This window comes from Saccharopolyspora sp. NPDC045941 (genome assembly GCF_056431445.1).
In genome coordinates this window covers 28,621-51,930 of sequence record NZ_JBWKKU010000060.1, presented here as the reverse complement: position 1 = coordinate 51,930, position 23,310 = coordinate 28,621, and the positions used below count along the sequence as shown (strand labels likewise).

Below are 23,310 nucleotides of genomic sequence, written 5' to 3'. Positions count from 1 at the left end.
TACCTCTTCTCGGGTGATAGGCGAACACGCTCAGCCGCGGATCCGATAAGTCCGAAGTGGACGATTTGACGGCCAGAACGGCTTTTGCTCAGGCGGGAAATCCGCTGCGCCCGATCTCTGTCGGCCGGTCGACCGCGCGGAGCATACTGCTGGACGCCCGGCGATCTTCCGGTGTGCAGGAGCGACCAGTTCGGGGGTGCGAATGGCCGAGATCGACGACTTCCAGCACAGTGATTCGAAGCTCCGGCGCGATCTGTCCGTCCAGCAGCTGCTGTTCATCTCGATCGGTTCCATCATCGGATCCGGCTGGCTGTTCGCGGTGCTGTCCGCCGGTGCCGTCGCGGGCCCGGCGGTGATCGTGTCGTGGGTGCTCACCGCAGTTCTGATCTCCTTCCTCGCCTTGAACTACGCGGAGACCGGCTCGATGCTGCCGCGCAGCGGCGGTGTCGCCCGCTACCCGTACCTGACGCACGGCGGCTACCTCGGCTTCCTGCTGAGCTGGTCGATGCTGCTGGGTGGCGTCACCACGGTGGCCATCGAGGCGCTGGCGGTCGTGCAGTACGCCGCCGGTTACGTCGCGACGTGGACCGGCATCGAGCTCACCAGCCACGGCGACGACGGTTCCACGCTGACCGGGACCGGACGCGTGCTGGCGGTCGTGGTGATGCTGCTGTTCTTCTGCGTCAACGTCTTCGGCATCCGGTTCTTCGGCCGGTTCAACCAGTGGGTGAGCTGGTGGAAGCTGATCATCCCGGTGCTGACGTTCGTGCTGCTGTTCACCGTCTTCGACAGCTCGAACCTCGCCGGCCACGGCGGTTTCGCGCCGCAGGGCTGGGGCGCGGTGTTCAACGCCATCGCGGTTTCCGGCATCGTGTTCGCCTTCCAGGGCTTCCGCGAGGGCGTGAACTTCGGCGGCGAGGCGCGGAACCCGCAGCGCGACATCTTCATCGCCACGGTCGGATCGGTGGCCATCTGCGCGGTCATCTTCGTGCTGCTGCAGGTGGCCTTCATCGGCGCCCTCGACTGGGGCTCGCTGGGCGTCGCCCCGGGCGACTGGAGCGGGCTGGAATCCAGTCGCTGGGCGGATCAGCCGCTCTATTCGGCGCTGGAGTCCACCGGCGTCGCACTGCTCGGCGCGTTCGGCGTGTTCTTGCTGGTCGATGCCGCGATCTCGCCGGCAGGCACCGGCTGGATCTACATGGGCGACACCGCTCGCACCCTGTACGGGATGGCGCTGCACGGCAGCATGCCGCGGGCGTTCGCCCGCGTCGGTGAGCGGACCCGGGTGCCGTGGCTGGGCATGGTCGCCTGCCTGGTCGCCGGGTGCGCGTTCTTCCTGCCCTTCCCCGGCTGGTACAAGCTGATCGGCTACACGTCCTCGACCGCCGTGATCACCTACCTCGCCGCCGCGCCGCAACTGCAGGTGATGCGCCGGGTCGCCCCCGATGCGCCGCGACCGTTCTTCCTGCGGGCGTCGAAGTTGTTCTCCCCGCTCGGTTTTCTCGCGGCGAGCATGATCCTGTACTGGTCCGGTTACGAGGTCCTGCAGGGCGTGGTGGCCACCGTGCTGATCGCGTTGCCGATCTACGCGCTGTACCAGGGGCCACGCCAAGGCCGGATGCCCCTGGCCGGTGCCACGTGGCTCGGCGCCGGATTCGCGGTCGTCTGGATCGCCACCCAGGTGATCGGCCCCCTCGGCACGGACAGCCTGCCGTTCATCGCGTTCTGGTCGTTGTCCACCGCGGAGGTCGCCGGCTTCACCTTCCTGTTGTGGCGGATCAGCAGCCCGGAGGGGCGTCGCGAGATCCGGTCCTCCAACTGGGCGGTCGCGCTGACCTTGGTGCTGTACCTGGTTTCCTACTACGGCGCATACGGAACTGCGGCCGTACCGCTGCTGCCGTTCCCGTGGGACAGCGCCGTCGCGGCAGTGCTCGGTCTGATCGCCTACTACTGGGCCGTCGAAAGCGGCTATTCGACGCAGGAGCTGCGGGCCAGCATGTCCGGAGCAGACGATTCCGGAGGGACGCGCAATGGTTGATGTCATCGTCGTCGGTGCCGGTGTGGTGGGTTCCAGCATCGCCTTCCACCTGGCCGAAAGCGGCGCGAACGTGGTGGTGCTCGACCCGACGGGAGGCTTCGGCGGCCAAACGTCGCGGTCCGGGGCGATCATCCGGGACCACCACGCGACCGCCGTGGAAGCCGATCTCGCCTGGGAAAGCCTGACGCAGTACTACGAGTCGTGGGCGACCCGGGTCGGCGGTGCCTGCGGCTTCACCCGCACCGGATTCGCCTACCTGGCCGATGACCGCGATGCCGAAGCGGTCCGGGCCAACGTCGCCATGCTCAAGGCACACGGGATGCCCGACGAGCTGCTGACGCCGGAAGAGCTGCGCGAGTTGGAACCCGGTATCTCGACCGAAGCGATCAGCGTCGTGTCCTATGAGGAACGCAGCGGGTACGCCGATCCGGCTGCCACCACGATCAGCCTGCAGCAGGCCGCTCGACGGTGCGGTGCGCGCTTCGAGCGGTCGCGGGTGTCGGCGCTGCTGGAGGAGTCCGGGCAGGTCGTCGGGGTCCGCACCGAGGACGGTGCGCGGCGGGCCGATTTCGTGGTGCTCGCGACCGGTGCGTGGACGCCTCGTCTGGCCGCGACCGTCGGCCTGCGGCTGCCGATCCGCTCGGCGCGCATCCAGGTGATGCTCTACGAGCGCCCGTATGACCTCCCGACCCACCTGACGATGACGGACGTGGCCAACGACATCTACCTGCGCGCGACGGCAGACCGGTGCACCCTGGTCGGGCGGCACGCGCCGGAGCGCGAATGGCTGGACGACCCCGACGCCGATTTCGGCGTGCCCGACGCGGACTTCGTCGCGGAGGGCCTGGTGCGGCTCGGCCGCCGGATCCCGGCGATGGCCGAGGCCCCGTACCGGATCGGACGCACCTGCGCGCTGGACATCACCCCGGACGGCCGCCCGGTCCTCGGGCCGTGCGAGGTGCCGGGGCTCCACCTGGCGGCGGGTTGGAGCGGCTCGGGATTCGGCAAGGCCCCGGCGATCGGCGCAGAGCTCGCTCGCTGGCTCCTCACCGGCGCCCCGAACCGCCCCGAGCTCAAGGCCTTCACCGGACAACGCTTCGCCACGGGGGCCCTCATCAGGGGCGACCACGAGTACGGAGCCACCGGCCCGCATTGATGCGCGCTGCCGGAGATGCGGCCGGCGGAAGGGGCAGATTCCGCCGGCCGCACGTCCCTCAGGCGGACGCGGACCTGGAGCGCTGCAGGATGTTGAGCGCTTCGAGCAGGTGCACGCGGAATCGCTCGTGGTTCTCGCTCATCGGGAAGTGCCCGATCTCCGGCATCTCGATGAAGGTGCCGTTCTTGATCTGACGGGCCGTCCGCGCGCTGTCGGCGGGAGTGGTGAGGTAGTCGTACTCGCCGGTGAGCATCACGACGGGGCACTGGTCACCGTCGATGTCGCCGAGCCGGTCGCGCAGGTCGTGGTCGACCGAGTAGTAGTGCAGGTCGCCCTTGAACGCTTCGGACCCCTGGGAGTAGTAGAACCAGGTCTTCCAGCGGTCGGCCTCGGGCGACTGCGGCGCCATCAGGTCCCACACGCCGCTGGCGCAGACCTGTGCGGCGTTGGCGTGCGGGTGCTGCCACCAGTCGAGGTAGAAGCCGGGGGAGTAGTCGGCGCCTTCGACCGGGATCACACCGGCGAAGCGGTCCGGCAGTTCACCGCTGAGCATCTCGTGGTGCAGGCCCCGATCCGCTCCGGGACCACGCTTGCAACGCAGTTGGGCAGCGTGCCGGAGTGGACGTTGGTGGCATTGGGTGGCGCTGCGGTGTTGTTCGGATCCGGGTGCAGGCCGACTCGGGGGTGACGCCGAGCGGCCGTCCTGATGCGGGAGGCCGCCGGAGCCATGGCGTCTCCAGCGGCCTCCCCGGAACGCCGGTCAGCTCTGCGCGGGTTGCGGGACCGCGCTCAGGCGGCTGGTCCGTTCGAGAGTGCTGATTCCGGCGGCGCAACACAGGCCGATGACCGCCATGCCAAGCCAGGGCAGCATGGCGAGCCCGGAGGATCGGGCGATGTCCAGTGCACTGCCGGTCAGGAGATTGCCGGCCATGATGCCCACGCCGCAGACCGTGTTGTAGAGCCCGTAGTAGGTCGCGACGAGCCGGTTGCCCGCCAGCGTCACGATCGTCTCCATCTCGAAGGGGAACACGATCACCTGGCCGAGCGCGAGGAGTGCCGCCGACAGCAGCAGCGGGATCGCTCGAACAAGGATTCCGGCCGGGGAAAGGCTTTCCGCCGCGCCCGGCGAGCCTGCGGTGATCAAAGGCGGGAGGAACGCCGCGCTCATCAACAGCAGGCCGACCACGAGGCATCGGCCGGGTTCCCATCGCCGCTTGCACCACGCCGTGATCCGCACTTGCCCGGCGATAGCCAGGATTCCCGACACCGCGAAGAGCGCTGCCACGGTTGCCGTCCCGGGTAGGCCTTCCCCTGCCAGCCGCCGCGCCTCCAGGGGCAAGGCCAGATAGACCTGGAACGACAGCACATAGCTGCCGATCATCGCGATGGAGAACATGACGAACGACCTGTTGGAGAATGCCGTTCGCCAGTCCGCGAGGACCGATTGCTCGGTATCCGCAGCCGAGTCCGTTCGCTGCGCCTTGCGCTGTGGCAGGGCGCGGGCTTGCAGGATCGTCAGGGCCGCGAAGACCGCTGCGGAGACGAAGCAGGTGAGCTGGAACGCCACGCCGGTCAGCACCATCCCCACCAGCGGCCCCAACAGGATGCCTGCCTGGTAGAAGACGTTGAACAGCGCGAACGCCTCGACTCGCCGGTCACCGGAATCGTGCGAGAGGTAGGCGCGCACGGCCGGGTTGAACAAGGCTCCGGCGAAGCCGGTCGCAGCCGAGGCGAGCACCAGCGCCGGCACCGAGTCCACGACGCCCAGCAGCGCGAATCCCGCCGTCCGCAGCAGGCAGCCGGCGATGATGAGCGGCTTGTAGCCCAGGCGGTCGGCGAGGGTGCCGCCGATCAGGAACATGCCCTGCTGCGAGAAGTTGCGGACCCCGAGGATGAGCCCCACCAGCCAGGTCGCCAGGCCCAGCCCGTCGGACAGGTGCGCGGCCAGGTAGGGGATGAGCATGTAGAAGCCGAGGTTGATGGTGAACTGGTTGATGACGAGCAGCTGGACCGGCCGGCTGAAGGACCGGAACTGGCGGACCGTCCGGATCAACGCCCACCTCCGACGGGTGCGCCTTCGGTCGGGTTCGAGACGTGCTCGCACCTCGTCCACCGGGTCACTTCGCGTTGTCCCGGGTGATCGATCAAGTCCGGATCTTCCGGCGGAGTCGTCCCGAGAAGACCGTGCCGAGCGCAGTATTCGTCGCTGTACACGGTGTCGAAGTATCGCTGTGGTCCATCCGGGAAGACCGCCGCGATGCGGGTGTCCGGCCCCGCCGTGCGGGCGACCCAGCCGGCGACGAGCGCCACCGCGCCGACGCTCCAGCCGCCGCTGGCGTAGGTGGCGGCCGCGAGCTTTCGGGCCGACCACACGGCTTCGCTCGGGCCGACCCAGTGCACCTCGTCGAACGAGTCGTAGTCGATGTTCCGCGGGTAGATGCTCGAACCGAGGCCGCGCATGAGGCGCTGGCGCGCTGGTTGTCCGAAGATCGTCGACCCGATGGTGTCGACGCCCACGACGCGCAGCTCGGGGAAGAACGTCCGCAACACCCGGCTGACGCCCGCCGAATGACCACCGGTTCCGACGGAGCACACCAGGACGTCGAGCCTGCGGAGCTGGGTCACCAGTTCCAGCGCCAGCGACGCGTATCCGTCCACGTTGTCGGGGTTGTTGTACTGATCTGGGCCGAACGAGCCGGGATTCTCCGCGAGGAGCTCGGCCACGCGATCGCGGCGCGCCTGCTGCCAGCCACCGGTGGGGTGCGGTTCGTCCACCACGTCGACACGGGCCCCGTAGGCCCGCAGCATCCGGTGCATGATCGGCTCCATGCCCGGATCGGTCACCAGGGTGACCGGATGCTCGTACCTGATGCCGGCCAACGCCAGGCCCAGGCCCAGGGTGCCGCTGGTCGACTCGACGATCGCGCCGCCGGACGCCAGCTCACCGCGCTGGCGGGCCCGTTCGATCATGTGCAGTGCGGGACGGACTTTCATGCCGCCCGGGTTGTGGCATTCCAGTTTCGCCCAGAAGCCGCAGCCCGCTCGGTTGAACGGCCGGTCGATCCACAGCACGGGGGTGTTCCCGATCGTCGTGTCGATGGTGTTCGATGTGCCGGGAGCAGCGGAAATCCTCGCCAGTTGGGCGAGAGCGACATCGGTTCGCGCGGGTGGGAGCAGGGTATCCATTCGTGTCCCTCGGATCGCTGCGCGTACATGCGCAGGGCAGGAAGGCGTGCCGGACCGGCGTGACCGGAGGATTCCCGGTCGCGCTGGGAAGAGGCACGGTGAACGTGATCAGCGTGGAAGGCGAGCGCTGATCACGTTCGCGAGGTGCACGAGGAAGCGAGGATCTGACGCCCGCTCGGCGGCAGTGCCGGGTGCGAGGAACTCGTGAGCGAAACCCACCCGCGGTCGCCGCGGAGGAAGGACGGCCACGCCACCGGGTCCGTCGTCGCTGCGACGAGAGCCGGGACCGGCGAGATGTCCCGTGCGGAAAGCCCGCAATGCAAGTCGCCCGGGCCATGCTGCTCGGTGCCGTCGTCGCCCGGGGACTGGTCGCAGTCCTGGCTCGGGGGGCTCGAAGCGTTGGCGCCCGCGTGGACGCCGGCCGGGTGCGCTGGGGCGAGTCCGACCACCACGTGCGTGGCGAGGAACGCGGTCAACGCGAAAAGCACGATGCACAACCAAGCGCCGCCGATGTGGCGGACCGTGAACGGTTGGGTTCGCACAGTGACAACTGTAGCGCGTGCTGCCGGGCGCAGCTAGGCGGGGTTGGTCTTGGCGATGGCACGCCGATGACGTGTTCTTTCTTGCGTGGCAACGCGATCGGGTGACTGCTGGAATATGTCTATAGTGGATACTCGGGGATGGGTAGGCCGAAGCTCGTCGTCGTGGATCGGCCTCGGGCGCCCCGTCGTCGGTCGAGGAAAGTCCGGGAAATGCGAACGAGACCTCGGCCTCCGAGGTCTCGTTCGCAGATGGGGCCCGGGCGTCGTGCGTTTCGGGTAGGGCCGCGTAGCGACCGGCTGCGGTGCAACTGTCGTCAATCTTGCCTCCTGACCGTGAACCCCACCGCGTGAGCGGCCGAGCAGTGCCTTCCGGTACCCGGGGCGTCGCGCACCGGAGCTCCGGTAGGCCACTATAGATCGTCTACTAGGTGAGCTAGTAGATCGGGTACTAGTGTGAGTAGTAGACAAGTGTTCGGTCGTCGAGTAGGTTTCGCTCCCGGGTTGCGGGGAGCCCACATCGACGACACCAGTGCAGGCTCTCCGGGCGGCTGAGGCCATGCGTCCGACCGACCGCCGGCGAGAGCTCGTAGAGACGAAGGAGAGCGGTCCAGCGTGGCTTTGCGCCAGTTGAAGCGTTCGATGCGGAGTGCGATCTCGGCCTCCGCGGTGGCCGTGGCGGCAGTGTCGGTGGCCTTGCCCGCAGTTGCGCAGCCGTCGGATCCGGGAAGTGGTTCCCCCGAGATGAGGCGTTACAAGCAGCTGAGCGAAGACGCGGGCAAGGCGAACGAGGACGTTCTTGTCGCTCAGGACGAACTCGACAGGAAGCGGGCCGAACTCGACGCCGCGAAGGCGCAAGTGGCTGCGGCCAGGAGCGTTGAGCAGCAGAGCCGGACGGATGAAGCGCGCCTGCAGGGCCGGGTCGACGAGCTCTCGGGCGCGGCATATCGCGGTTCGCGGCTGAACGGGCTCTCGGCCTTGCTCGCCAGCGAGAATCCCGACGCGTTCCTCGACCGTGCCACCGCCCTCGAGGTGATGGCCGCGGACAACGGCGAAGTCCTGAGCAGCTACGCCCGCGCCTCCGCCGGCGCCGCCGAGGCTCGTGGCACGGCCGAGTCGGCCGAGCTGCGAGCGCAGGAGGCCGCCGATACGGCGGCCAGGCTCCTGGAGGACGTGCGAAACCGGAAGCGGGAACTGGACAAGCAGGTCGGCGACCTGCGCGAGGCGATGTACGAGCTGAGCTCCGAGGAGAAGGCCGGTCTGAAGGGGCCGGTCGACTCCGGCAGCTACCTCGGGCCGCCCGGTGCGGCGAACACCGCCCTGCAGGCGGCCCTGTCGAAACGGGGATCCGAGTACGTCTGGGGCTCAAAGGGGCCCGGCACGTTCGACTGCTCCGGCCTGACCTACTGGGCGTACAAGCAGGCCGGGATCACCATTCCGGGCAACAGCCGGGCCCAGTGGGGCGTGGGGCGGCCGGTGTCGAAGGACCAGTTGCAGCCGGGAGACCTGATCTTCTTCGACGACGGCAGCGGCAATCCCTCGAAGATTCACCACGTCGGCATGTACGTCGGCGGCGGGAAGATGATCGACGCCCCCACCGAAGGTCAGCTGGTGGACGTGCGGTCGGCGAAGGGCGACGGCCACTACATCGGCGCGCGGCGCATCGTCGGGTGAGCTGCCGGGGCGCTCGGCGCGTTGCCGCCCCGCTTCCGGATGGCCGAAAACCACTGTCGAAGCTGGAAATGACGGACTCGAGGCGGTCGAGAATGATGAGTGGGAAGAAGCCCGGGAAGAACAGCGTCGCCGCGGTGCGGCGCAGATCCGTCTCCTGGGTCATGGTCGCGGCGGTGGCGGTTGTCGTCGTCTTCGCCGGCTCCATCTTCGGGTACGTCTACGTGCAGTACTCGGCCAAGGCGGAGCGCGAGGCTGCCGTCGCCGAGTGGACGCCGTCGGAGACGAACCGGGACCCGGCGCGGAAGATTCCCGGTGTCGTGGCCCAGGATTACGAGGCGGGGAAGCACGTGACGCCGGCTCAGCGCGTCAACTACGACGCCAGCCCGCCTTACGGCGGTCCGCACGACGGGGCCTGGGCGTCGTGCAACGGCGTGGTCTACGAAAGCCCGGTCCGGACGGAGAACTTCATCCACTCCCTCGAACACGGTGCGGTGTGGATCACCTACAACCCGGAAAGCGTTGATGGCGCGGGTGTTGCCGCCCTCCGGGAGAAGGTCCAAGGACAGCAGTACCTGACGATGTCGCCGTACCCGGGACTGGACAAGCCGATCTCGCTGCAGTCGTGGGGACGTCAGCTCAAGGTCGACCGCGCCGACGACCCGCGCGTCGACCAGTTCATCCGGGCGACCCGCACCAACCAGTACACCCACCCCGAGGTCGGGGCGTCCTGCGACGCCCTCGGTGCCGGCCAGTTCGATCCCGACGCGCCGCCGCCCTTCGACCCGAATCCGCTGGGCGCCGACGCCGTGCCCATGGCGGCCGGGAACGGGACCGGTGCGGGGCAAGGGAACTGGATGGGAGCGCGATGACCGGGGAACACGGCATATCCCGCCCGCTGAAGCTCGTCCTCACCGCCGGTGTCCTGCTGGCGGTCGGGCTGCTGATCGCCGCGGGGGCGCTGTTCGTCGCGACGCCGGATCGCAGGGAGGCGAAGGCCGCCGAATCGGTGGACGTGGGCTTCGCGCAGGACATGAGCGCGCACCACCTCCAGGGCGTCCAGATGGCGAACATCGCGCGCGAACGCAGCGTGGATCCGAGGATCAGGCAATTGGCCTTCGACATCGAGACATCGCAGCTGGAGCAGGCCGGACGCATGAAGGGCTGGCTCGGCCTGTGGAACCAGCCTGAATTGCCGCTCGGCGGGTACATGACGTGGATGCGCCAGATGCCGTCGCACGACCGGCACGGGCAGGGATCGCAGGCGACCGCGGCGATGCCGGGGATGGCTTCGGCGGAGGAACTGGCGAAGCTGCGCGGCCTGGCGGGAGCCGAGTTCGACGCGTTCTTCCTCCAGCTCATGGTGCGGCACCACCAGGGCGGGGCACCTATGATGAGCGAGGCTGCGGAGCGTGCGGAGCTGCCGCAGGTGCGCAACCTCGCTCAGCAGATGCTAAACGCGCAAGGCACCGAGATCGAAGTCATGAAGCAGCTGCTCGCCGAGCGCGGTGCGCAACCGCTCCCGGCGCCCAACTGACCGCCGAACTCGGGCAACGTGCTCCGGCGAACACCGCCTCGTCCCAACGGGTTCGTTCATTTCCCGGGGCGAGATCGTCGTCGCAGCCCCCGGCGCAGTGCTTCCGACTCCTCGTCGGAGGCGGACTGGGCGAAGTGCAGGAGCACCGCTCCCGGATCGTGCGGTCAGCCCCGGTAGGCCTCCAAGAACCGGAGCCACACCTCGCTGATCGTCGGATACGACGGTACGGCGTGCCACAGGCGGCTGACCGGGATCTGCCCGACGATGGCGATGGTGGCCGAGTGGATGAGTTCGCCGACACCGGGCCCGACGAAGGTGACGCCGAGGAGGGTTTCGTCGTCGAGGTCGACGACCATGCGGGCCCGGCCCCGGTAGCCGTCGGCGTACAAGCCCGCCCCGGCGACAGCGGAGAACTCGACGTCGACGGCGCGGGCGCGGTGTCCGGCCTGCTGGGCCTCGGCGAAGGTGAGGCCGGCGGCCGCGGCCTCCGGGTCGGTGAAGACGACCTGCGGGACGGCGGCGTGGTCGGCGGTCGCGGCGTGCGCGCCCCAGGGGTCGGGTTCGAGCAGGGGCGTGCCCTGGGCTCGGGCGGCGATGGCGGCGCCCGCGATCCGGGCCTGGTACTTGCCCTGGTGGGTGAGGAGCGCGCGGTGGTTGACGTCGCCGACGGCGTAGAGCCAGTCGGTGCCGGTGACGAGGAGGCTGTCGTCCACGGACAGCCAGGATCCTGGCTCCACGCCTACCGTTTCCAGGCCGATGTCGTCGGTGCGCGGTGCGCGTCCGGTGGCGAAGAGGATTTCGTCGGCCTCGACGCGGTCGCCGGTGTCGGTGGTCACGACGACCGTGCCGTTCTCGCGCGCCACGGAGGCGACGGAGGTGCCGGTGCGAATCTCCACGCCTGCCGCGGAAAGTGCCTCGGCGACGAGCTCGCCGGCGAAGGATTCCATGCGGGGCAGCAGGCCCTTGCCGCGCACCAGGACGGTGACCTGCGAGCCGAGTGCTTGCCAGGCCGTGGCCAGCTCGGTGGCGACCACGCCGCCGCCGACCACGACCAGGCGGCGGGGAACGGCTGGGGAGCTGGTGGCTTCGCGGCTGGTCCAGGGGCGTACGTCGGCGAGTCCGGGCAGGTCGGGCAGCTGGGCTCGGCTGCCGGTGCAGACGGCGACGGCGTGCCGGGCGATGAGGGTGTGCTGCTCGCCGTCCGGGCCGGTCACGGTCACCGCGCGTGGTCCGGAGAAGCGGCCGTGGCCGCGGTAGATGTCGGCGCCGATGTTCTCCAGCCACCCGACCTGGCCGTCGTCCTTCCAGTGCGAGGCGTAGTAGTCCCGGTGGGCGAGGACCGCGGCGGCGTCGAGATCGCCTCGGACCAGTTGGCGCAGTCCGGGCACCCGGCGGGCGTCGGCCCGGGCGATGGCCGGGCGCAGCAGTGCCTTGCTGGGCATGCAGGCCCAGTACGAGCATTCGCCGCCGATCAGCTCGCTCTCGACGATCGCGGTGGAGAGACCGGCCGCTCGGGTGCGGTCGGCGACGTTCTCGCCCACGGGCCCGGCTCCGAGCACCACGACGTCGTACTCGGTGGAATCCGCCTTCGCCGGGGCGCCGGCCTGGTGAGTGGCGACGGTGCTGCTCATGGGTGATTCCTTCTTCCGGTCGTGGCGGACGAGGACGAGACGTCCCTTGGCGTGCGGCGCCTCACGGGCCAGCATTCCAGGCTCCGCGCAAGGCAAGGCCGGCGGCTTTGACGTGTCTGTCGGGCCGGAAAAGGTGAACGGGCCACCACGCCCTGCGTGATGGCCCGTTCTGCTCCGGCGGTCAGTCGCGCGCGGCCACCGGTTCCCGCCGGTCGATGACCGGGGCGAGGTCGGCCGGGTCTCCCGCGGTGCTGCGGAAGCCGCGCAGCCGCAGGCTGTTGCTGACCACGAACACCGAGCTGAACGCCATCGCCGCCCCGGCGATCATCGGGTTCAGCAGTCCCGCTGCGGCCAGCGGGAGGGCGGCCACGTTGTAGGCGAAGGCCCAGAACAGGTTGCCCTTGATGGTGCGCAGGGTGCGGCGGGACAACCGGATCGCGTCGACGGCGGCGCGGAGGTCGCCGCGGACCAGCGTCAGGTCGCTGGCCTCGATGGCGACGTCGGTGCCGGTGCCCATGGCCAGGCCGAGGTCGGCCTTGGCCAGGGCCGCGGCGTCGTTGACGCCGTCGCCGACCATCGCCACGACCTTGCCCTCGCCCTGCAGGCGCGTGACCACGTCGACCTTGTCCTTCGGCAGCACCTCGGCGATGACCTCGTCGATGCCGACCTGCTCGGCCACGGACTTGGCGACGGCCTCGTTGTCGCCAGTGAGCAGCACCGGCGTCAGGCCGAGCTCCCGCAGCTGCGCGATGGCCTGCGCCGAGGTGGGCTTGACCGTGTCGGCGACGACCAGCACCGCCCGGGCCAGCCCGTCCCAGGCGACCGCCACCGCGGTGCGGCCTTCTGCTTCCGCAGCGGCCTTCGCCGCGGCGAGCTCCGCGGTCAGCGGCTGGCTCCACTCCGCCAGCAGCGCCGAGCGGCCGACCAGCACCGCGTGCCCGTCGACGATGCCCTGCACGCCCAGGCCTTCCACGTTGGTGAAGTCCTCCGCTGCGGGCAGCTCGCCCACCGCCCGCTCCGCGCCGCGTGCGATGGCGCGGGCGATGGGGTGTTCGGAGGCGTTCTCCAGCGCCCCGGCGGTCCGCAGGACCTCGTCGCGGTCGGTGCCGGCGGTGAGGTGGACGTCGATCAGTTCCATCTGGCCGGTGGTGACGGTGCCGGTCTTGTCCAGGACGACGGTGTCGATGCGCCGGGTGGACTCCAGCACTTCCGGGCCCTTGATCAGGATGCCGAGCTGCGCGCCGCGGCCGGTGCCGACCAGCAGCGCGGTCGGGGTGGCCAGGCCCAGGGCGCACGGGCAGGCGATGATCAGCACCGCGACGGCGGCGGTGAACGCGGCCGCCAGTCCGGTGCCCGAGCCCAGCCAGAACGCCAGCGTTCCCACCGACAGCGCGATCACGATCGGCACGAACACCGCCGAGATCCGGTCCGCGAGCCGCTGCACGGCGGCCTTGCCGGTCTGCGCGTCCTCGACCAGCTTGGCCATCTGGGCGAGCTGGGTGTCCGAACCCACCCGGGTCGCCCGCACCACCAGCCGACCGCCGGCGTTGACGGTGGCACCGACGACGTTGTCGCCGGGACCGACCTCGACCGGGACGGATTCGCCGGTGAGCATGCTGGCGTCGACCGCCGAGCTGCCCTCTTCGATCACGCCGTCGGTGGCGATCTTCTCGCCGGGCCGGACGACGAACCGGTCCCCGACGGCGAGTTCGCCGGTGGGGATGCGGACTTCGCGGCCGTCGCGGAGCACCGCGACGTCCTTCGCACCGAGCTCCAGCAAAGCCCGCAACGCCGCACCTGCGCGCCGCTTCGACCGCGCCTCGAAGTAGCGCCCGGCCAGGATGAACGTCGTCACCCCTGCCGCGACCTCCAGGTAGATCGAGCCCGCGCCATCGGTGCGCTGGATGGTCAGCTCGAAGGGGTGCGTCATGCCGGGCGTGCCCGCGGTGCCGAACAGCAGCGCGTACAGGGACCACAGGAACGCCGCGATGGTGCCCATGGAGACCAGGGTGTCCATCGTGGCCGCGCCGTGGCGCAGGTTCGTCCACGCCGCCTTGTGGAACGGCCAGGCGCCCCACACCAGCACCGGTGCGGCCAGCGTCAGCGAGATCCACTGCCAGTAGGTGAACTGCAGGGCCGGGACCATCGCCAGCGCGATCACGGGCACGGACAGCACGACCGATGTGATCAGCCGCTGCCGCAGGGTTCGGGTCGAGTCGGCTTCCTCGTCGTCCCGCTCGGTCGCCGGGCCGCTGTCCTGGTCGGTCCTGGGCAGGGTCGCGCCGTACCCCGCGGCCTCGACCTCCGCGATGAGCTGTTGCGGGTCGATGCCTTCCGGGACGCTGACCTTCGCCTTCTCGGTGGCGTAGTTGACGGTCGCCGCGACGCCGTCGAGCTTGTTCAGCTTGCGCTCGATGCGCGCCGCGCACGAGGAGCACGTCATGCCGGAGATCGAGAGTTCGAGTTCGCTGGTGACTTGCGGGGGTCGTTCCGTGGCGGTCATGCCGTTCTCTCCTCGCTGCTCAATCTCTTCGGTCAGCCGTCGTGGCCGGCGTGGCCGTCACCGCGCTGGGTTTCCGGGGTGGTGCCGCCCGCGGCGTCCACGGTGAACTCCGCGGTGCGCACGACGCCGTTGTGCTGGAAGTCCAGGAACAGCCGGTAGGTACCAGCGGTGGGCACTTCCGCGACGAAGTCGATCTCCGGGCCGGGTGCCGTCCTGCCGTCGCCGGGCGTTCCCTCGGGGTGCACGTGCAGGTAGGCCAGGTCGCCTTCGCGCAGTGCCACCAGGTGTCCGTAGGCGGACAGGTACGGCTGCAGGTCGGTGACGGGCCGGCCGTCCTTGGTGACCGCGAGCCGGACGGGGGAGGCCTGGCCGGGGACGAGCTCACCGTCCAGCCGGACCTGGTAGCCGTCGACCTCTGCGACCCGGGAAGGAGCGAAGTCGCGCGGTTCGAAGGCCCCGCCGGCGGCGATGTCGGTGCCGAGGGTGGCCGGAGCGGCGCCGGTCGGGGTGAAGTCGGCGAAGACCCGGTAGCTGCCGGCTTCGGGCAGGTCCAGCGGGACGGTCCAGGTGCCGTCCGCGGCCATCTCCGGGTGCAGGTGCTGGAATCCCGCGGTGTCGCGGCGCACCACGATGAGGTGCATCCGCTTGTCGTGCTCGACGTCGAACCCGGTGACCGCGTTGCCGTCCGGGCCGAGGATGCGGAAGGAGAAGGGCTCGGTGGTGCCGGTGGCCTGCGTCGTGTCGGTGGGCGCGAGGGTGTAGCCGCCCCTGGACGACGTCAGTCCGCCGGGCAGGGTGGTCTCCGCGACGGTGCCGCTGTGGGTGTCCCCGTGCCCGGCGACCTCACCGCCGGGCATGTCGCCGTGACCGCTCGGGGCGGACATGGCGGTGAAGGGACCGACGGCGGTACCGGTCGCCCAGGCGCCACCGGCGACCAGGGCGAGCGCCGCACCGTAGGCGGAGAGCTTGCCTGCTGTGTTCATGATTCCTCGCTGTGCTGGTGGCCGGGCCGGGAGCCCGGCCCGGTCGGGGGTGGAGGTCAGCTGGGGGCCAGCTCGTAGCCGGCCTCTTCGACGGCGGCCCGCACGTCGGCGTCGCTGATCGCGTCGGCGCTGGTCACGGTGACGGAGCCGGTGGGCAGGTCGACGGCCACGTCGGAGACGCCGCCGATCTTGCCGACCTCCTCGGTCACCGACTGCACGCAGTGCCCGCAGGTCATGCCGACAACGGTGTAGGTGGACTCGGCCATCAGGGGCTCCTCGGTGTCATGTCGTCCGGTTCGTCGCTTCTACCCCTAGGGGGTAGCTGTATTGGCGACATTGGATTTATACCCCCATGGGGTATGTGGGTCAAGTCTGCGGAGGACTGTTCGATCGGACGGGTTGCCCCCGCCGGCTGATCCGGGCAGCGGGGTATCTACTAAGATCCATAGTAGTGTAGAACGAGTTGATCTCGTGGCTGAGTGGTTCGGTTGCCCGCTTTACGCTGCCCACCTGACCCGGTCGTCCAGGCGGTGCTCCATGTGCGTCCGATGTGGATTCCGGAGATCGGGCGCGCGAACTCGCGCCGGCCCGGATGGAGATCGGGTACGACCTCGTCGTGGTCGTCCTGTGGGCGCTGCCCGGTCGTTGGAAGTAGTTTGGCCGTGTCAGTGCGGTGCTCAAGTGCGACCGGGACGGAGACTGTCATGCCGGGCAAGGCGAACCTCGATCGGCTGCGGCGCTATTGGGACCGGCACTCCCGCGGTTACGACCGCCAGATGGGGTTCATGGATCGGAAGTTCTTCGGCGACACGAGGCAGTGGCTGTGCGGGCAAGCCGAAGGGGAGGTCCTCGAAGTCGCCATCGGTACCGGGCTGAACCTCGGCTGGTACTCCGACGACGTGCGGCTCACCGGGGTCGATCTGAGCCCGGGCATGCTCGACCACGCGCGCCGTCGTGCGGAAGAGGCGGGCCGGGAGGTCGCGCTGGGCATCGGCGATGCCCAGCGGCTCGAGTTCCCGGACGCCTCGTTCGACACCGTGGTCTGCACGTTCTCCCTGTGCGCGATTCCGGACGATCGGGTGGCCGTCGGGGAGATGAAGCGTGTTCTGCGGCCGGGCGGACGGTTGCTCCTGGCCGACCACGTGGTGAGCACGTCGTGGCCGGCTCGGGTTGTGCAGCGGTTGCTGGAAGTCGTCACGATCCCGGTGGGCGGGGAGAACTTCCGGCGTCGCCCCATCAAGCACGTGCAGGCCGCCGGGTTCAGCATCGAGCAGCATGATCGTTTCAAGCTGGGGATCGTCGAGAGGCTCGTCGCCCGCAAGCCCGCGGCCTGATCCGCGCGCTCCCGTTCGGCGAGACCTGCTCCTGCCCGACAACGGACGGTTCATCGCCCGTCCGCCGAACGACGCAGCTGCTCGTAGTCGCCGACGAGGTTCCACGGACGAAAAGCGCCGCATCGCTGTGAAGCCCGCTCCGGGTGCCGTGCTCGGCCCTCAGCCGAGTCCGGACGAGATGCCCACTCCCAGCGCGACGGCCAGCACGACGCAGGCGAACGCGCGGCGGACGGTGGTTGCCGGGAGGCGAGCCGCGAACCTGCCTGCGGCCACCGACACGAGCATCGCAGTGCCGGCGAACGCGATCAGCACGCCCACCTCGATGCTGCCCGCGGTGCCGATGTGCGCGAGCAGCCCGCTGCTCGCGTTGATCAGCACCACCACCAGGGAGGTGGCCACGGCTTGCGGCGCGGCCAGGCCGAGCAGCACGGACAGCGCCGGGACGACGATGAAGCCGCCGCCGACGCCGAACAGCCCGGTGAGCACGCCGACGCCGGCTCCGGCCGCTGCCGACTTCGGCAGGCAGCGGCGGTGATCGATACCGCCATCCGGCATCCGGCACGCGCCCGTGTGCTCGTCGTTGCCGGTGAACATGCGCACGGCCACGACGACCATGAGCGCGGCGAAGGCCAACAGCAGCCTGCGCTGCGGGAACTCCCGGCCGAGCGCCGTGCCTGCGAAGGTCCCCGGCAGGCCGGCGGCGCCGAACACCAGCGCCACCGGCCACTGCACTGCGCGCAGCCGGGTCCGGGACGACAACCCGCCGATCGACGACGCGGCCACCACCACCAACGCGGTCGGGATCGCGGTGCTCAGCGGCTGCCCGACGCCGTAGACGAGCGCCGGGACCGCCAGGATGGAACCACCGGCGCCGAGCAGGCCCACCGAAAGGCCGATCACGACGCCGAAGACGACGGCAGGCAGCATCGCTTCAGCGGGCCGGTGCGTCGTCCGCGGTCAGCGCCGCGAGCAGCATCGGCGCGTCCTGCGCCGGGGTCCGGTTGTACGGCAGCAGCGAGAGCACCCGCGCCATCGCGCAGGTGTTGCTCAGCGCGGAGAACGTCAGCCCGCCGCCGATGAATCCGGCCAGCCACTTCATCTTCGGGGCGACGACGCTGCCCAGGACACCGGTCAGCACCAGCGATCCGGCGACCAGTCGCACCTGGCGTTCCATCGCCCACTTGCCGGTTCCGCGCGCGACCGGGGCGCCCTGCTGGTCCCACGCGTTGATGCCGCCGGCCAGGACGGTCGGCCGGCCCAGCCCGGCGGCGGCGAGCAGGGTGCGGGCGTCCTCGGCCCGGACGCCGGAACCGCACACCAGCACCAGCGGGTCTTCGTGCCCGGCTGCCAGGTCGGCTTCCCGCAGCAGGTCGAGCGGCACGTTGTAGGAGCCGGGGATGTGCGCGGCGGCGAACTCGCCGGGCGTGCGCACGTCGATCAGCCGCGCCCGGGGCTCGCTTTCGAGCAGCGCGCGAGCGCGGGAAACGTCCACAGTGGATGATAATGGGCCGGTCATGGTCCTCCTTCTGCCGAGATGTGTCGTCATGCCGCGGTGACCAGGGGAACCCCGGCCGGGCCCGCGGCGGCGAACGCGTCGTCCACGATGACGGCGGTCCGCCCAGCGGATTCCAGCAGCGACGCCGCGGCGGTCGCCCGGTACCCGCTGCCGCAGTGCACCCACACCGATCCGGCCGGGATCTCCGGCAGCCGGTCCGCCAGCTCGTAGAGCGGGATGTGCACGGCGCCTTCGACGTGCGAGGCGCGCCATTCGTTGTTGGTCCGGACGTCCAGCACGACGTCGGTGCTCGGGAGCTCGGCGGGTGCGCCTGCCAACGCGGCGGCCAGTTCGGCGAACGTGGCGGTCGGGGTGCTCACCAGCTGGGACTCGTCGGCGGCCAGCTCCGCGGGCTGCCCGGTCGCGGCGGCGGCGAAGTGGTCGATGCCGATGCGGGCGAGCTCCCGCTGCGCGTCGGCGACCTGCTCGCTCGACTCCCCGACGAGCGTGATCGGCGCGCCCCAGTCGATCATCCAGCCCAGCCAGGTGGCCATCGGCCCGTCCAGGCCGAGGCTGATCGTGCCCGCCAGGTGCGTGTCGACGTAGGCCTTGCGGGACCGCAGGTCGATGACCCATTCACCGCGCCGCAAGCGTTCGGCCAGGTCTGCCGGCGTCGCTTGGGCGGGTGCGCGCAGGTCCAGCGGCTCGGGGCCGGCGATGTTGCGCGTCCCCATGTGCGCGTAGTAGGCGGGGTAGGCGTCCAAACCGGCCAGGGTGGTGTCGACGAAGTCCTGCTCGGCCAGCGAGAACGCCGGGTTCGCCGAACGCTGCTCGCCGATCGTCGACGAGTCGCCGTCGGCCTGGGTCGCCGAGCAGAAGCTGCCGAATCCGTGCGTGGGCCAGATCTGGGTGCCCTCCGGCAGCAGGTCGGCGAGCTTCCGGGCCGACCTGTGCTGGTGCCGGGCGAGTTCTTCGCTGTGCTGCTCGCCGAGCAGATCGGTGCGCCCGGTCGTGCCGTAGAGCAGGGATCCGCCGGTGAACACGCCGACCGGTGCGCCGTCGCTCTCCAGCACGTACGAGAGGTGGTGGAAGGTGTGGCCGGGCGTGGCCACGACGCGCACCCGGAAACCGTCGGCGACGTCCAGCAGGTCGCCGTCGCGCAGCGGGCGGTGGGTGAACGGCGCGTCGTCGGCCGCGGCGATGCCGTACTCGGCTCCCGTCAGCCGGGCGAGCTCCAGGCCGCCGGAGACGTAGTCGTTGTGGACGTGGGTTTCCAGGACCAGCGCGATCCGCGTGCCCAGCCGGCCGGCGAGGGCGATGATGCGGTCCACGTCGCGCTGGGGGTCGATCACCACCGCGCGCCGCCCGTCGGTGGCCAGGTAGCTGCGGTCGCCCAGCGACGAGGTTTCGACGACCTCGACGCGGAGCCCGGCGAGTCGTGAGGGCGCTGCTGTCACTTCGATTCACCTCCGATACCCCGGGGGGTATGGTTTGGCGCACCTGTGCGCTGGGCGAGGTCGCGCCGGTTGTCAGGCGAGGGCGAGGAAGAGTCGTTCGAGCTCCTGCTCGGTCATCGGGGGTTCGTCCCCGTTGTCCCGCGCCTGCTGGCAGTACCGCATGCCGCTGGCCACGATCTTGAAACCGGCGCGGTCCAGGGCGCGGGAAACGGCGGCCAGCTGGGTCAGCACCGCCGCGCAGTCGTCGCCTTCTTCGATCGCCTCGATGACGCCGGCCAGCTGGCCCTGCGCGCGCCGAAGGCGGACCAGGGCGTCGCCCAGGAGTTCGGGTTTCATCTGCATGTCTCTCTCCTCCTGTGCCGACCATACCCCGGGGGGTACCCGATTGGGCGGGATGTGACGGGACGCACGGCGGCCGGCTTCGAGCGGGTCGGCCCTCCCGGGCCGATATGTACTATCCATCTTAGTAGTTGTCTGCTCGTGGTTCCGGAAGGTCGCAATGCGCATCGATGATGGTGGTGGTGTTGGTGGGAATTCGCCCGGCGGCGTGCTTCGCCCCCGTGGCCTGAGCAGGCGGGGTTTTCTGGGATTAGGAGCAGGGCTTGCCGCCGTCGGCGTGGCGCAGGCCTGCTCGACCCCCGCTGCACCGGCACCGGTCTCGCCGACAGGCCCGCAGGTGCTGGAATCCGAGCGCGCGCGTCGCGCGGCGAACGCGCGAATCGTGAACGTGGACCTGCGTGCGCGACCGAGCATTGTGGACCTCGGCGGTCCCGAGGTGGCGACCTGGACCTTCGATGACCGGCTGCCTGGCGGGGAGATCCGGCTCCGGCGAGGCGATGTGCTCCGGGCGAGCCTGGTCAACGAGCTCCCGCAGGACACCTCCGTCCACTGGCACGGCATTGCGATGCGCAACGACATGGACGGCGTGCCCGGCGTGACCCAGGAAGCCGTGCGGCCCGGCACGAAGTTCGACTACGAGTTCACCGTGCCGGACCCGGGGACCTACTTCTTCCACCCGCACGTCGGCGTGCAGCTCGACCGCGGGCTCTACGCGCCGCTGATCGTCGAGGATCCCGACGAGCCCGGGCGGTACGACGCCGAGGCGGTCGTCGTCCTCGACGACTGGCTGGACGGCGTTGCCGGAGACCCCGATGCGAAGCTAGCCGAGCTGGCGGCCAAGGGCATGCAGATGAGCGGCATGGACCACGGCGGGATGCCGGGCATGGGCGGTATGGATCACGGAAACGCGGGCCCGCTGGGGTCGGACACCGGCGATGTGGACTACCCGCACTACCTGATCAACGGGCGGGTGCCGACCGCGCCGAGCACGATCGGCGCCCGGCCAGGTCAGCGGCTGCGGTTGCGCATCATCAACGCGGCGTCGGACACCGCGTTCCGCGTGGCGCTCGGCGGCCACCGGATGGTGATCACCCACACCGACGGATTCCCGGTGCAGCCGGTGGAGACCGACTCGCTGCTGATCGGCATGGGTGAGCGCTACGACGCCGTGATCACCGCGGGCGATGGCGTCTTCCCGCTCGTGGCGTCCGCGGAGGGCAAGCAGGGGCAAGGGCTCGCCTTGGTGCGCACGGGATCCGGGACGCCCCCGGCGCCCGACGTGCGTCCGGCGGAGCTGGACGGCCGGCCCCTCACCGCAGGGTCTCTCGTCGCTGCGGAGCCGGTCCGGCTACCGGCGCGGGGGCCGGACCGCACGCACGCGCTGGAGCTGGGGATGGACATGTCGGTCCCGTACCGGTGGACGATCAACGGCAAGACCTTCGAGGAGCGCCGGCCACTTCCGGTCGGCCAGGGCGAGCGCGTCCGGCTGCGCTTCGTGAACAGGACGATGATGTTCCACCCGATGCACCTGCACGGGCACACGTACCAAGTGGTGACCGGGCGGGGTGCCGGGCCGCGGAAGGACACCTCGATCGTGCTCCCGATGGAGACGCTGGAGGTGGACTTCCAGGCGGACAACCCCGGCCAGTGGATGATCCACTGCCACAACGCCTACCACGGCGAAGCCGGCATGATGACGACGATGTCCTACCAGGCTTGAGAAATCGCGGGTTCCGCCGGTGCGGCTCACATCTCGAACAGGATGGGGCACGTGATCATCGCGAGGCTGGCGAGGATGCCCAGGCCCGCGAGCGCCGGGAGGAGTGCGGCGGTCAGCCCTGCCATGCCGGAGGCCAGCGCGCGCCTGGCTCGTGGTGCGCAGGGCCCCAGGAATTCGAGGTGGTGCAGGCGGAGGGCGACGGCGCTGTCGGCCATGCCCAGGGCGTGCTGGGGAGTGGCCGGACCGCCGTGGCAACCCGACATGATCAGCAGGGCCGAGCGCACGGAGCCGGCACCGTGCAGGCGCGCCGCGGCGCGATCGGCGGCCAGTTCGACGGCCGTGCGCACCAGGGCGGGGGAGTGGCGCATCAGCGGGATCCACGGTGCCGAACGAGCGAGGGCTTCGGCCAGGCCGACCAGCATGTGGTGGCGCCCGTGGAGGTGGGCGCGTTCGTGCTCGATGACTGCGGCGGCGTCGTCCGCGCAGAGTTCTTCCCGGACGCCGTCGGTGGCGACCACGAATGCCGGCGTTCCGGCAACGCTGTAGGCCAGGGGCTTCGGGTGCGGCAGCCACATGGTGGGGAACGGGCCGGCCTCGGCCTGCGCGGCGACCCGCAGCAGTTCGAGCTGCCGCTGGTGCATCCGGCGTTGCCGCCGAACGTGGTGCATCAGCCTGACGCTGACGAGCAGCAGCACGCTGGCGAGACCGAGCACGAGCAGCAGTGCCGTCACCGCGTGGAACTGCGGGAGCGCACCGTGCTGCACGGCGGTCAGGCAGTGGTGGACCAACTCCATGAGCAGGGATGTGGGCCCGTGGGCGGGCAGCAGGACCACGACCAGGGCGGCTACGACCGTGAGGAACGTCGTCGCCACCAGCGCAACCCAGGTCGCCAGCACGACCTGGGGATCGATTCGCCGCGCCATCATCCGGTCCAGCAGGCCGGGGGAGTAGCCGACGACGATGCCGACGCCGAGGAGCAGGGCGAACGCGAGGATCATCGCCGGGACCGCCGCCGCAGGCCCCGCCGCAGGGCGGCCGTTTCGTCTTCGGACGCGGACTGGGCGAAGTGCAGCAGGACGGCCTCCGGATCACCGCTGGATTCGAGCAGCTCGCGCATGGCCCGGGCCGCTGCCGCTTCGCGGGCTTCGGCCGGGGTGTAGAGGTATGCGCGGTTGTGCAGCTCCCGCTCGACCCACCCCTTCTTGTGGAGGTTGTCGAGCACGGTCATGACCGTCGTGTACGCGAGATCGCGCGTGTTGTTGAGTTCCGCGAGGACTTCGCGAACGGTCATCGGCTCCGCGGACTGCCACAGCACGTCCATCACGGCGCCTTCGAGCTCTCCCAGACCCTGCATGCCGAACCTCCTGCTCCTGCGGCCGAGGATACGGGTCCGCCCCGTGCGCACGTGAACGCCTGCGGCGTTCCCGCGATCAGCTCAACGGGGCTCGCGCGGTGAAGGTCTGCCCGCCGTCGGCCGACGTCACCAGATCGGCAGCCGCCCATCGGCGACTGCCACCGCCTGCGGTGCGCTGGAGAGCCGGCCGCGCGGTGTCCAGGAATGACGCGACCGGGGCGCTGGGGGAGACGTCCCGGCCGCGCAACGATTCTGGGCCGTCCGGCAGCCGCGCCCGCCGGTGCGCGCAGCGGAGGGTTTTCCCCCACGGACGTCGATCCCGCTGGTGGCGAAGGGGATTGCCGCTTCCGATCCGCGGGGACCGGTC

The 23,310-nt window shown here is 70.3% G+C and carries 21 protein-coding genes; 7 read left to right on the top strand and 14 right to left on the bottom strand.

All coding sequences use genetic code 11. The features are described 5' to 3' along the window. The first annotated feature begins 202 nt into the window (after nucleotides 1–202). Nucleotides 203–2,038, top strand: a complete 1,836-nt coding sequence (locus tag AC07FN_RS35240; protein ID WP_478399525.1) for an APC family permease — start codon at nucleotides 203–205, stop codon at nucleotides 2,036–2,038. Continuing rightward, nucleotides 2,031–3,194, top strand: a complete 1,164-nt coding sequence (locus AC07FN_RS35235; protein ID WP_478399524.1) for an NAD(P)/FAD-dependent oxidoreductase — start codon at nucleotides 2,031–2,033, stop codon at nucleotides 3,192–3,194. Before AC07FN_RS35240 ends, AC07FN_RS35235 begins: the two co-directional genes overlap by 8 nt. A 58-nt stretch (nucleotides 3,195–3,252) precedes the next feature. Here AC07FN_RS35235 and AC07FN_RS35230 read toward each other — a convergent pair whose 3' ends face one another. From AC07FN_RS35230 to AC07FN_RS35215, 4 genes are all read right to left on the bottom strand, one after another. Then, nucleotides 3,253–3,747 carry an alpha/beta fold hydrolase gene (locus tag AC07FN_RS35230; protein ID WP_478399523.1) on the bottom strand — a complete coding sequence of 165 codons (495 nt, stop codon included), beginning with the start codon at nucleotides 3,745–3,747 and terminating at the stop codon, nucleotides 3,253–3,255. 207 nt (nucleotides 3,748–3,954) lie between these two features. Further along, nucleotides 3,955–5,247 carry an MDR family MFS transporter gene (locus AC07FN_RS35225; protein WP_478399522.1) on the bottom strand — a complete coding sequence of 431 codons (1,293 nt, stop codon included), beginning with the start codon at nucleotides 5,245–5,247 and terminating at the stop codon, nucleotides 3,955–3,957. Beyond that, nucleotides 5,244–6,380, bottom strand: a complete 1,137-nt coding sequence (locus AC07FN_RS35220) for a PLP-dependent cysteine synthase family protein (RefSeq protein ID WP_478399521.1) — start codon at nucleotides 6,378–6,380, stop codon at nucleotides 5,244–5,246. The genes AC07FN_RS35225 and AC07FN_RS35220 overlap by 4 nt, the downstream gene beginning before the upstream one ends. A 131-nt stretch (nucleotides 6,381–6,511) precedes the next feature. Beyond that, nucleotides 6,512–6,922 (bottom strand): hypothetical protein, encoded by a 411-nt coding sequence (locus tag AC07FN_RS35215; RefSeq protein ID WP_478399520.1) that lies wholly within the window; start codon nucleotides 6,920–6,922, stop codon nucleotides 6,512–6,514. A gap of 741 nt (nucleotides 6,923–7,663) precedes the next feature. Here AC07FN_RS35215 and AC07FN_RS35210 point away from each other — a divergent pair. The 3 genes from AC07FN_RS35210 to AC07FN_RS35200 all read left to right on the top strand — a co-directional run bounded on the left by AC07FN_RS35210 (nucleotide 7,664) and on the right by AC07FN_RS35200 (nucleotide 10,127). Further along, complete coding sequence (locus tag AC07FN_RS35210) at nucleotides 7,664–8,593, top strand: C40 family peptidase (RefSeq protein ID WP_478399519.1); 930 nt, start codon at nucleotides 7,664–7,666, stop codon at nucleotides 8,591–8,593. 92 nt (nucleotides 8,594–8,685) lie between these two features. Then, nucleotides 8,686–9,462: a DUF3105 domain-containing protein gene (locus AC07FN_RS35205; RefSeq protein WP_478399518.1), complete on the top strand. Its 777-nt coding sequence runs from the start codon at nucleotides 8,686–8,688 to the stop codon at nucleotides 9,460–9,462. Next, nucleotides 9,459–10,127: a DUF305 domain-containing protein gene (locus AC07FN_RS35200; protein WP_478399517.1), complete on the top strand. Its 669-nt coding sequence runs from the start codon at nucleotides 9,459–9,461 to the stop codon at nucleotides 10,125–10,127. The genes AC07FN_RS35205 and AC07FN_RS35200 overlap by 4 nt, the downstream gene beginning before the upstream one ends. Before the next feature lie 164 nt (nucleotides 10,128–10,291). On the opposite strand, the gene AC07FN_RS35195 is transcribed toward AC07FN_RS35200, so the two are convergent. From AC07FN_RS35195 to AC07FN_RS35180, 4 genes are all read right to left on the bottom strand, one after another. Next, nucleotides 10,292–11,758 (bottom strand): dihydrolipoyl dehydrogenase family protein, encoded by a 1,467-nt coding sequence (locus tag AC07FN_RS35195; protein ID WP_478399516.1) that lies wholly within the window; start codon nucleotides 11,756–11,758, stop codon nucleotides 10,292–10,294. A 181-nt stretch (nucleotides 11,759–11,939) separates the two neighbouring features. Further along, the gene (locus tag AC07FN_RS35190; protein WP_478399515.1) at nucleotides 11,940–14,261 is read right to left on the bottom strand and encodes a heavy metal translocating P-type ATPase; all 2,322 of its coding nucleotides are present in this window, start codon (nucleotides 14,259–14,261) and stop codon (nucleotides 11,940–11,942) included. A gap of 32 nt (nucleotides 14,262–14,293) precedes the next feature. Continuing rightward, nucleotides 14,294–15,244: a hypothetical protein gene (locus AC07FN_RS35185; RefSeq protein ID WP_478399514.1), complete on the bottom strand. Its 951-nt coding sequence runs from the start codon at nucleotides 15,242–15,244 to the stop codon at nucleotides 14,294–14,296. 56 nt (nucleotides 15,245–15,300) lie between these two features. Continuing rightward, nucleotides 15,301–15,510: a heavy-metal-associated domain-containing protein gene (locus tag AC07FN_RS35180; RefSeq protein WP_452614371.1), complete on the bottom strand. Its 210-nt coding sequence runs from the start codon at nucleotides 15,508–15,510 to the stop codon at nucleotides 15,301–15,303. Between the two features lie 438 nt (nucleotides 15,511–15,948). Between AC07FN_RS35180 and AC07FN_RS35175 the strand changes: the two genes are divergently transcribed. After that, complete coding sequence (locus tag AC07FN_RS35175; protein WP_478399513.1) at nucleotides 15,949–16,578, top strand: class I SAM-dependent methyltransferase; 630 nt, start codon at nucleotides 15,949–15,951, stop codon at nucleotides 16,576–16,578. Between the two features lie 159 nt (nucleotides 16,579–16,737). Here AC07FN_RS35175 and AC07FN_RS35170 read toward each other — a convergent pair whose 3' ends face one another. The 4 genes from AC07FN_RS35170 to AC07FN_RS35155 form a co-directional block, all read right to left on the bottom strand. After that, the gene (locus AC07FN_RS35170) at nucleotides 16,738–17,505 is read right to left on the bottom strand and encodes a sulfite exporter TauE/SafE family protein (RefSeq protein WP_478399512.1); all 768 of its coding nucleotides are present in this window, start codon (nucleotides 17,503–17,505) and stop codon (nucleotides 16,738–16,740) included. A gap of 4 nt (nucleotides 17,506–17,509) precedes the next feature. After that, nucleotides 17,510–18,094 (bottom strand): rhodanese-like domain-containing protein, encoded by a 585-nt coding sequence (locus AC07FN_RS35165; RefSeq protein WP_478399511.1) that lies wholly within the window; start codon nucleotides 18,092–18,094, stop codon nucleotides 17,510–17,512. A 26-nt stretch (nucleotides 18,095–18,120) separates the two neighbouring features. After that, the gene (locus AC07FN_RS35160) at nucleotides 18,121–19,530 is read right to left on the bottom strand and encodes an MBL fold metallo-hydrolase (RefSeq protein ID WP_478399510.1); all 1,410 of its coding nucleotides are present in this window, start codon (nucleotides 19,528–19,530) and stop codon (nucleotides 18,121–18,123) included. A gap of 72 nt (nucleotides 19,531–19,602) precedes the next feature. Continuing rightward, nucleotides 19,603–19,872, bottom strand: a complete 270-nt coding sequence (locus tag AC07FN_RS35155; protein WP_093266475.1) for a metal-sensitive transcriptional regulator — start codon at nucleotides 19,870–19,872, stop codon at nucleotides 19,603–19,605. A gap of 379 nt (nucleotides 19,873–20,251) precedes the next feature. On the opposite strand from AC07FN_RS35155, the gene AC07FN_RS35150 reads away from it, so the two are divergent. Then, complete coding sequence (locus tag AC07FN_RS35150; protein WP_478399509.1) at nucleotides 20,252–21,589, top strand: multicopper oxidase family protein; 1,338 nt, start codon at nucleotides 20,252–20,254, stop codon at nucleotides 21,587–21,589. A 26-nt stretch (nucleotides 21,590–21,615) separates the two neighbouring features. Here AC07FN_RS35150 and AC07FN_RS35145 read toward each other — a convergent pair whose 3' ends face one another. Together AC07FN_RS35145 and AC07FN_RS35140 are read right to left on the bottom strand one after the other, a co-directional pair. After that, entirely contained in the window at nucleotides 21,616–22,587 is a 972-nt protein-coding gene (locus AC07FN_RS35145) for a M56 family metallopeptidase (RefSeq protein WP_478399508.1), read from the bottom strand. Further along, nucleotides 22,584–22,943, bottom strand: a complete 360-nt coding sequence (locus tag AC07FN_RS35140; protein WP_452614378.1) for a BlaI/MecI/CopY family transcriptional regulator — start codon at nucleotides 22,941–22,943, stop codon at nucleotides 22,584–22,586. The genes AC07FN_RS35145 and AC07FN_RS35140 overlap by 4 nt, the downstream gene beginning before the upstream one ends. Between the last annotated feature and the right edge of the window lie 367 nt (nucleotides 22,944–23,310).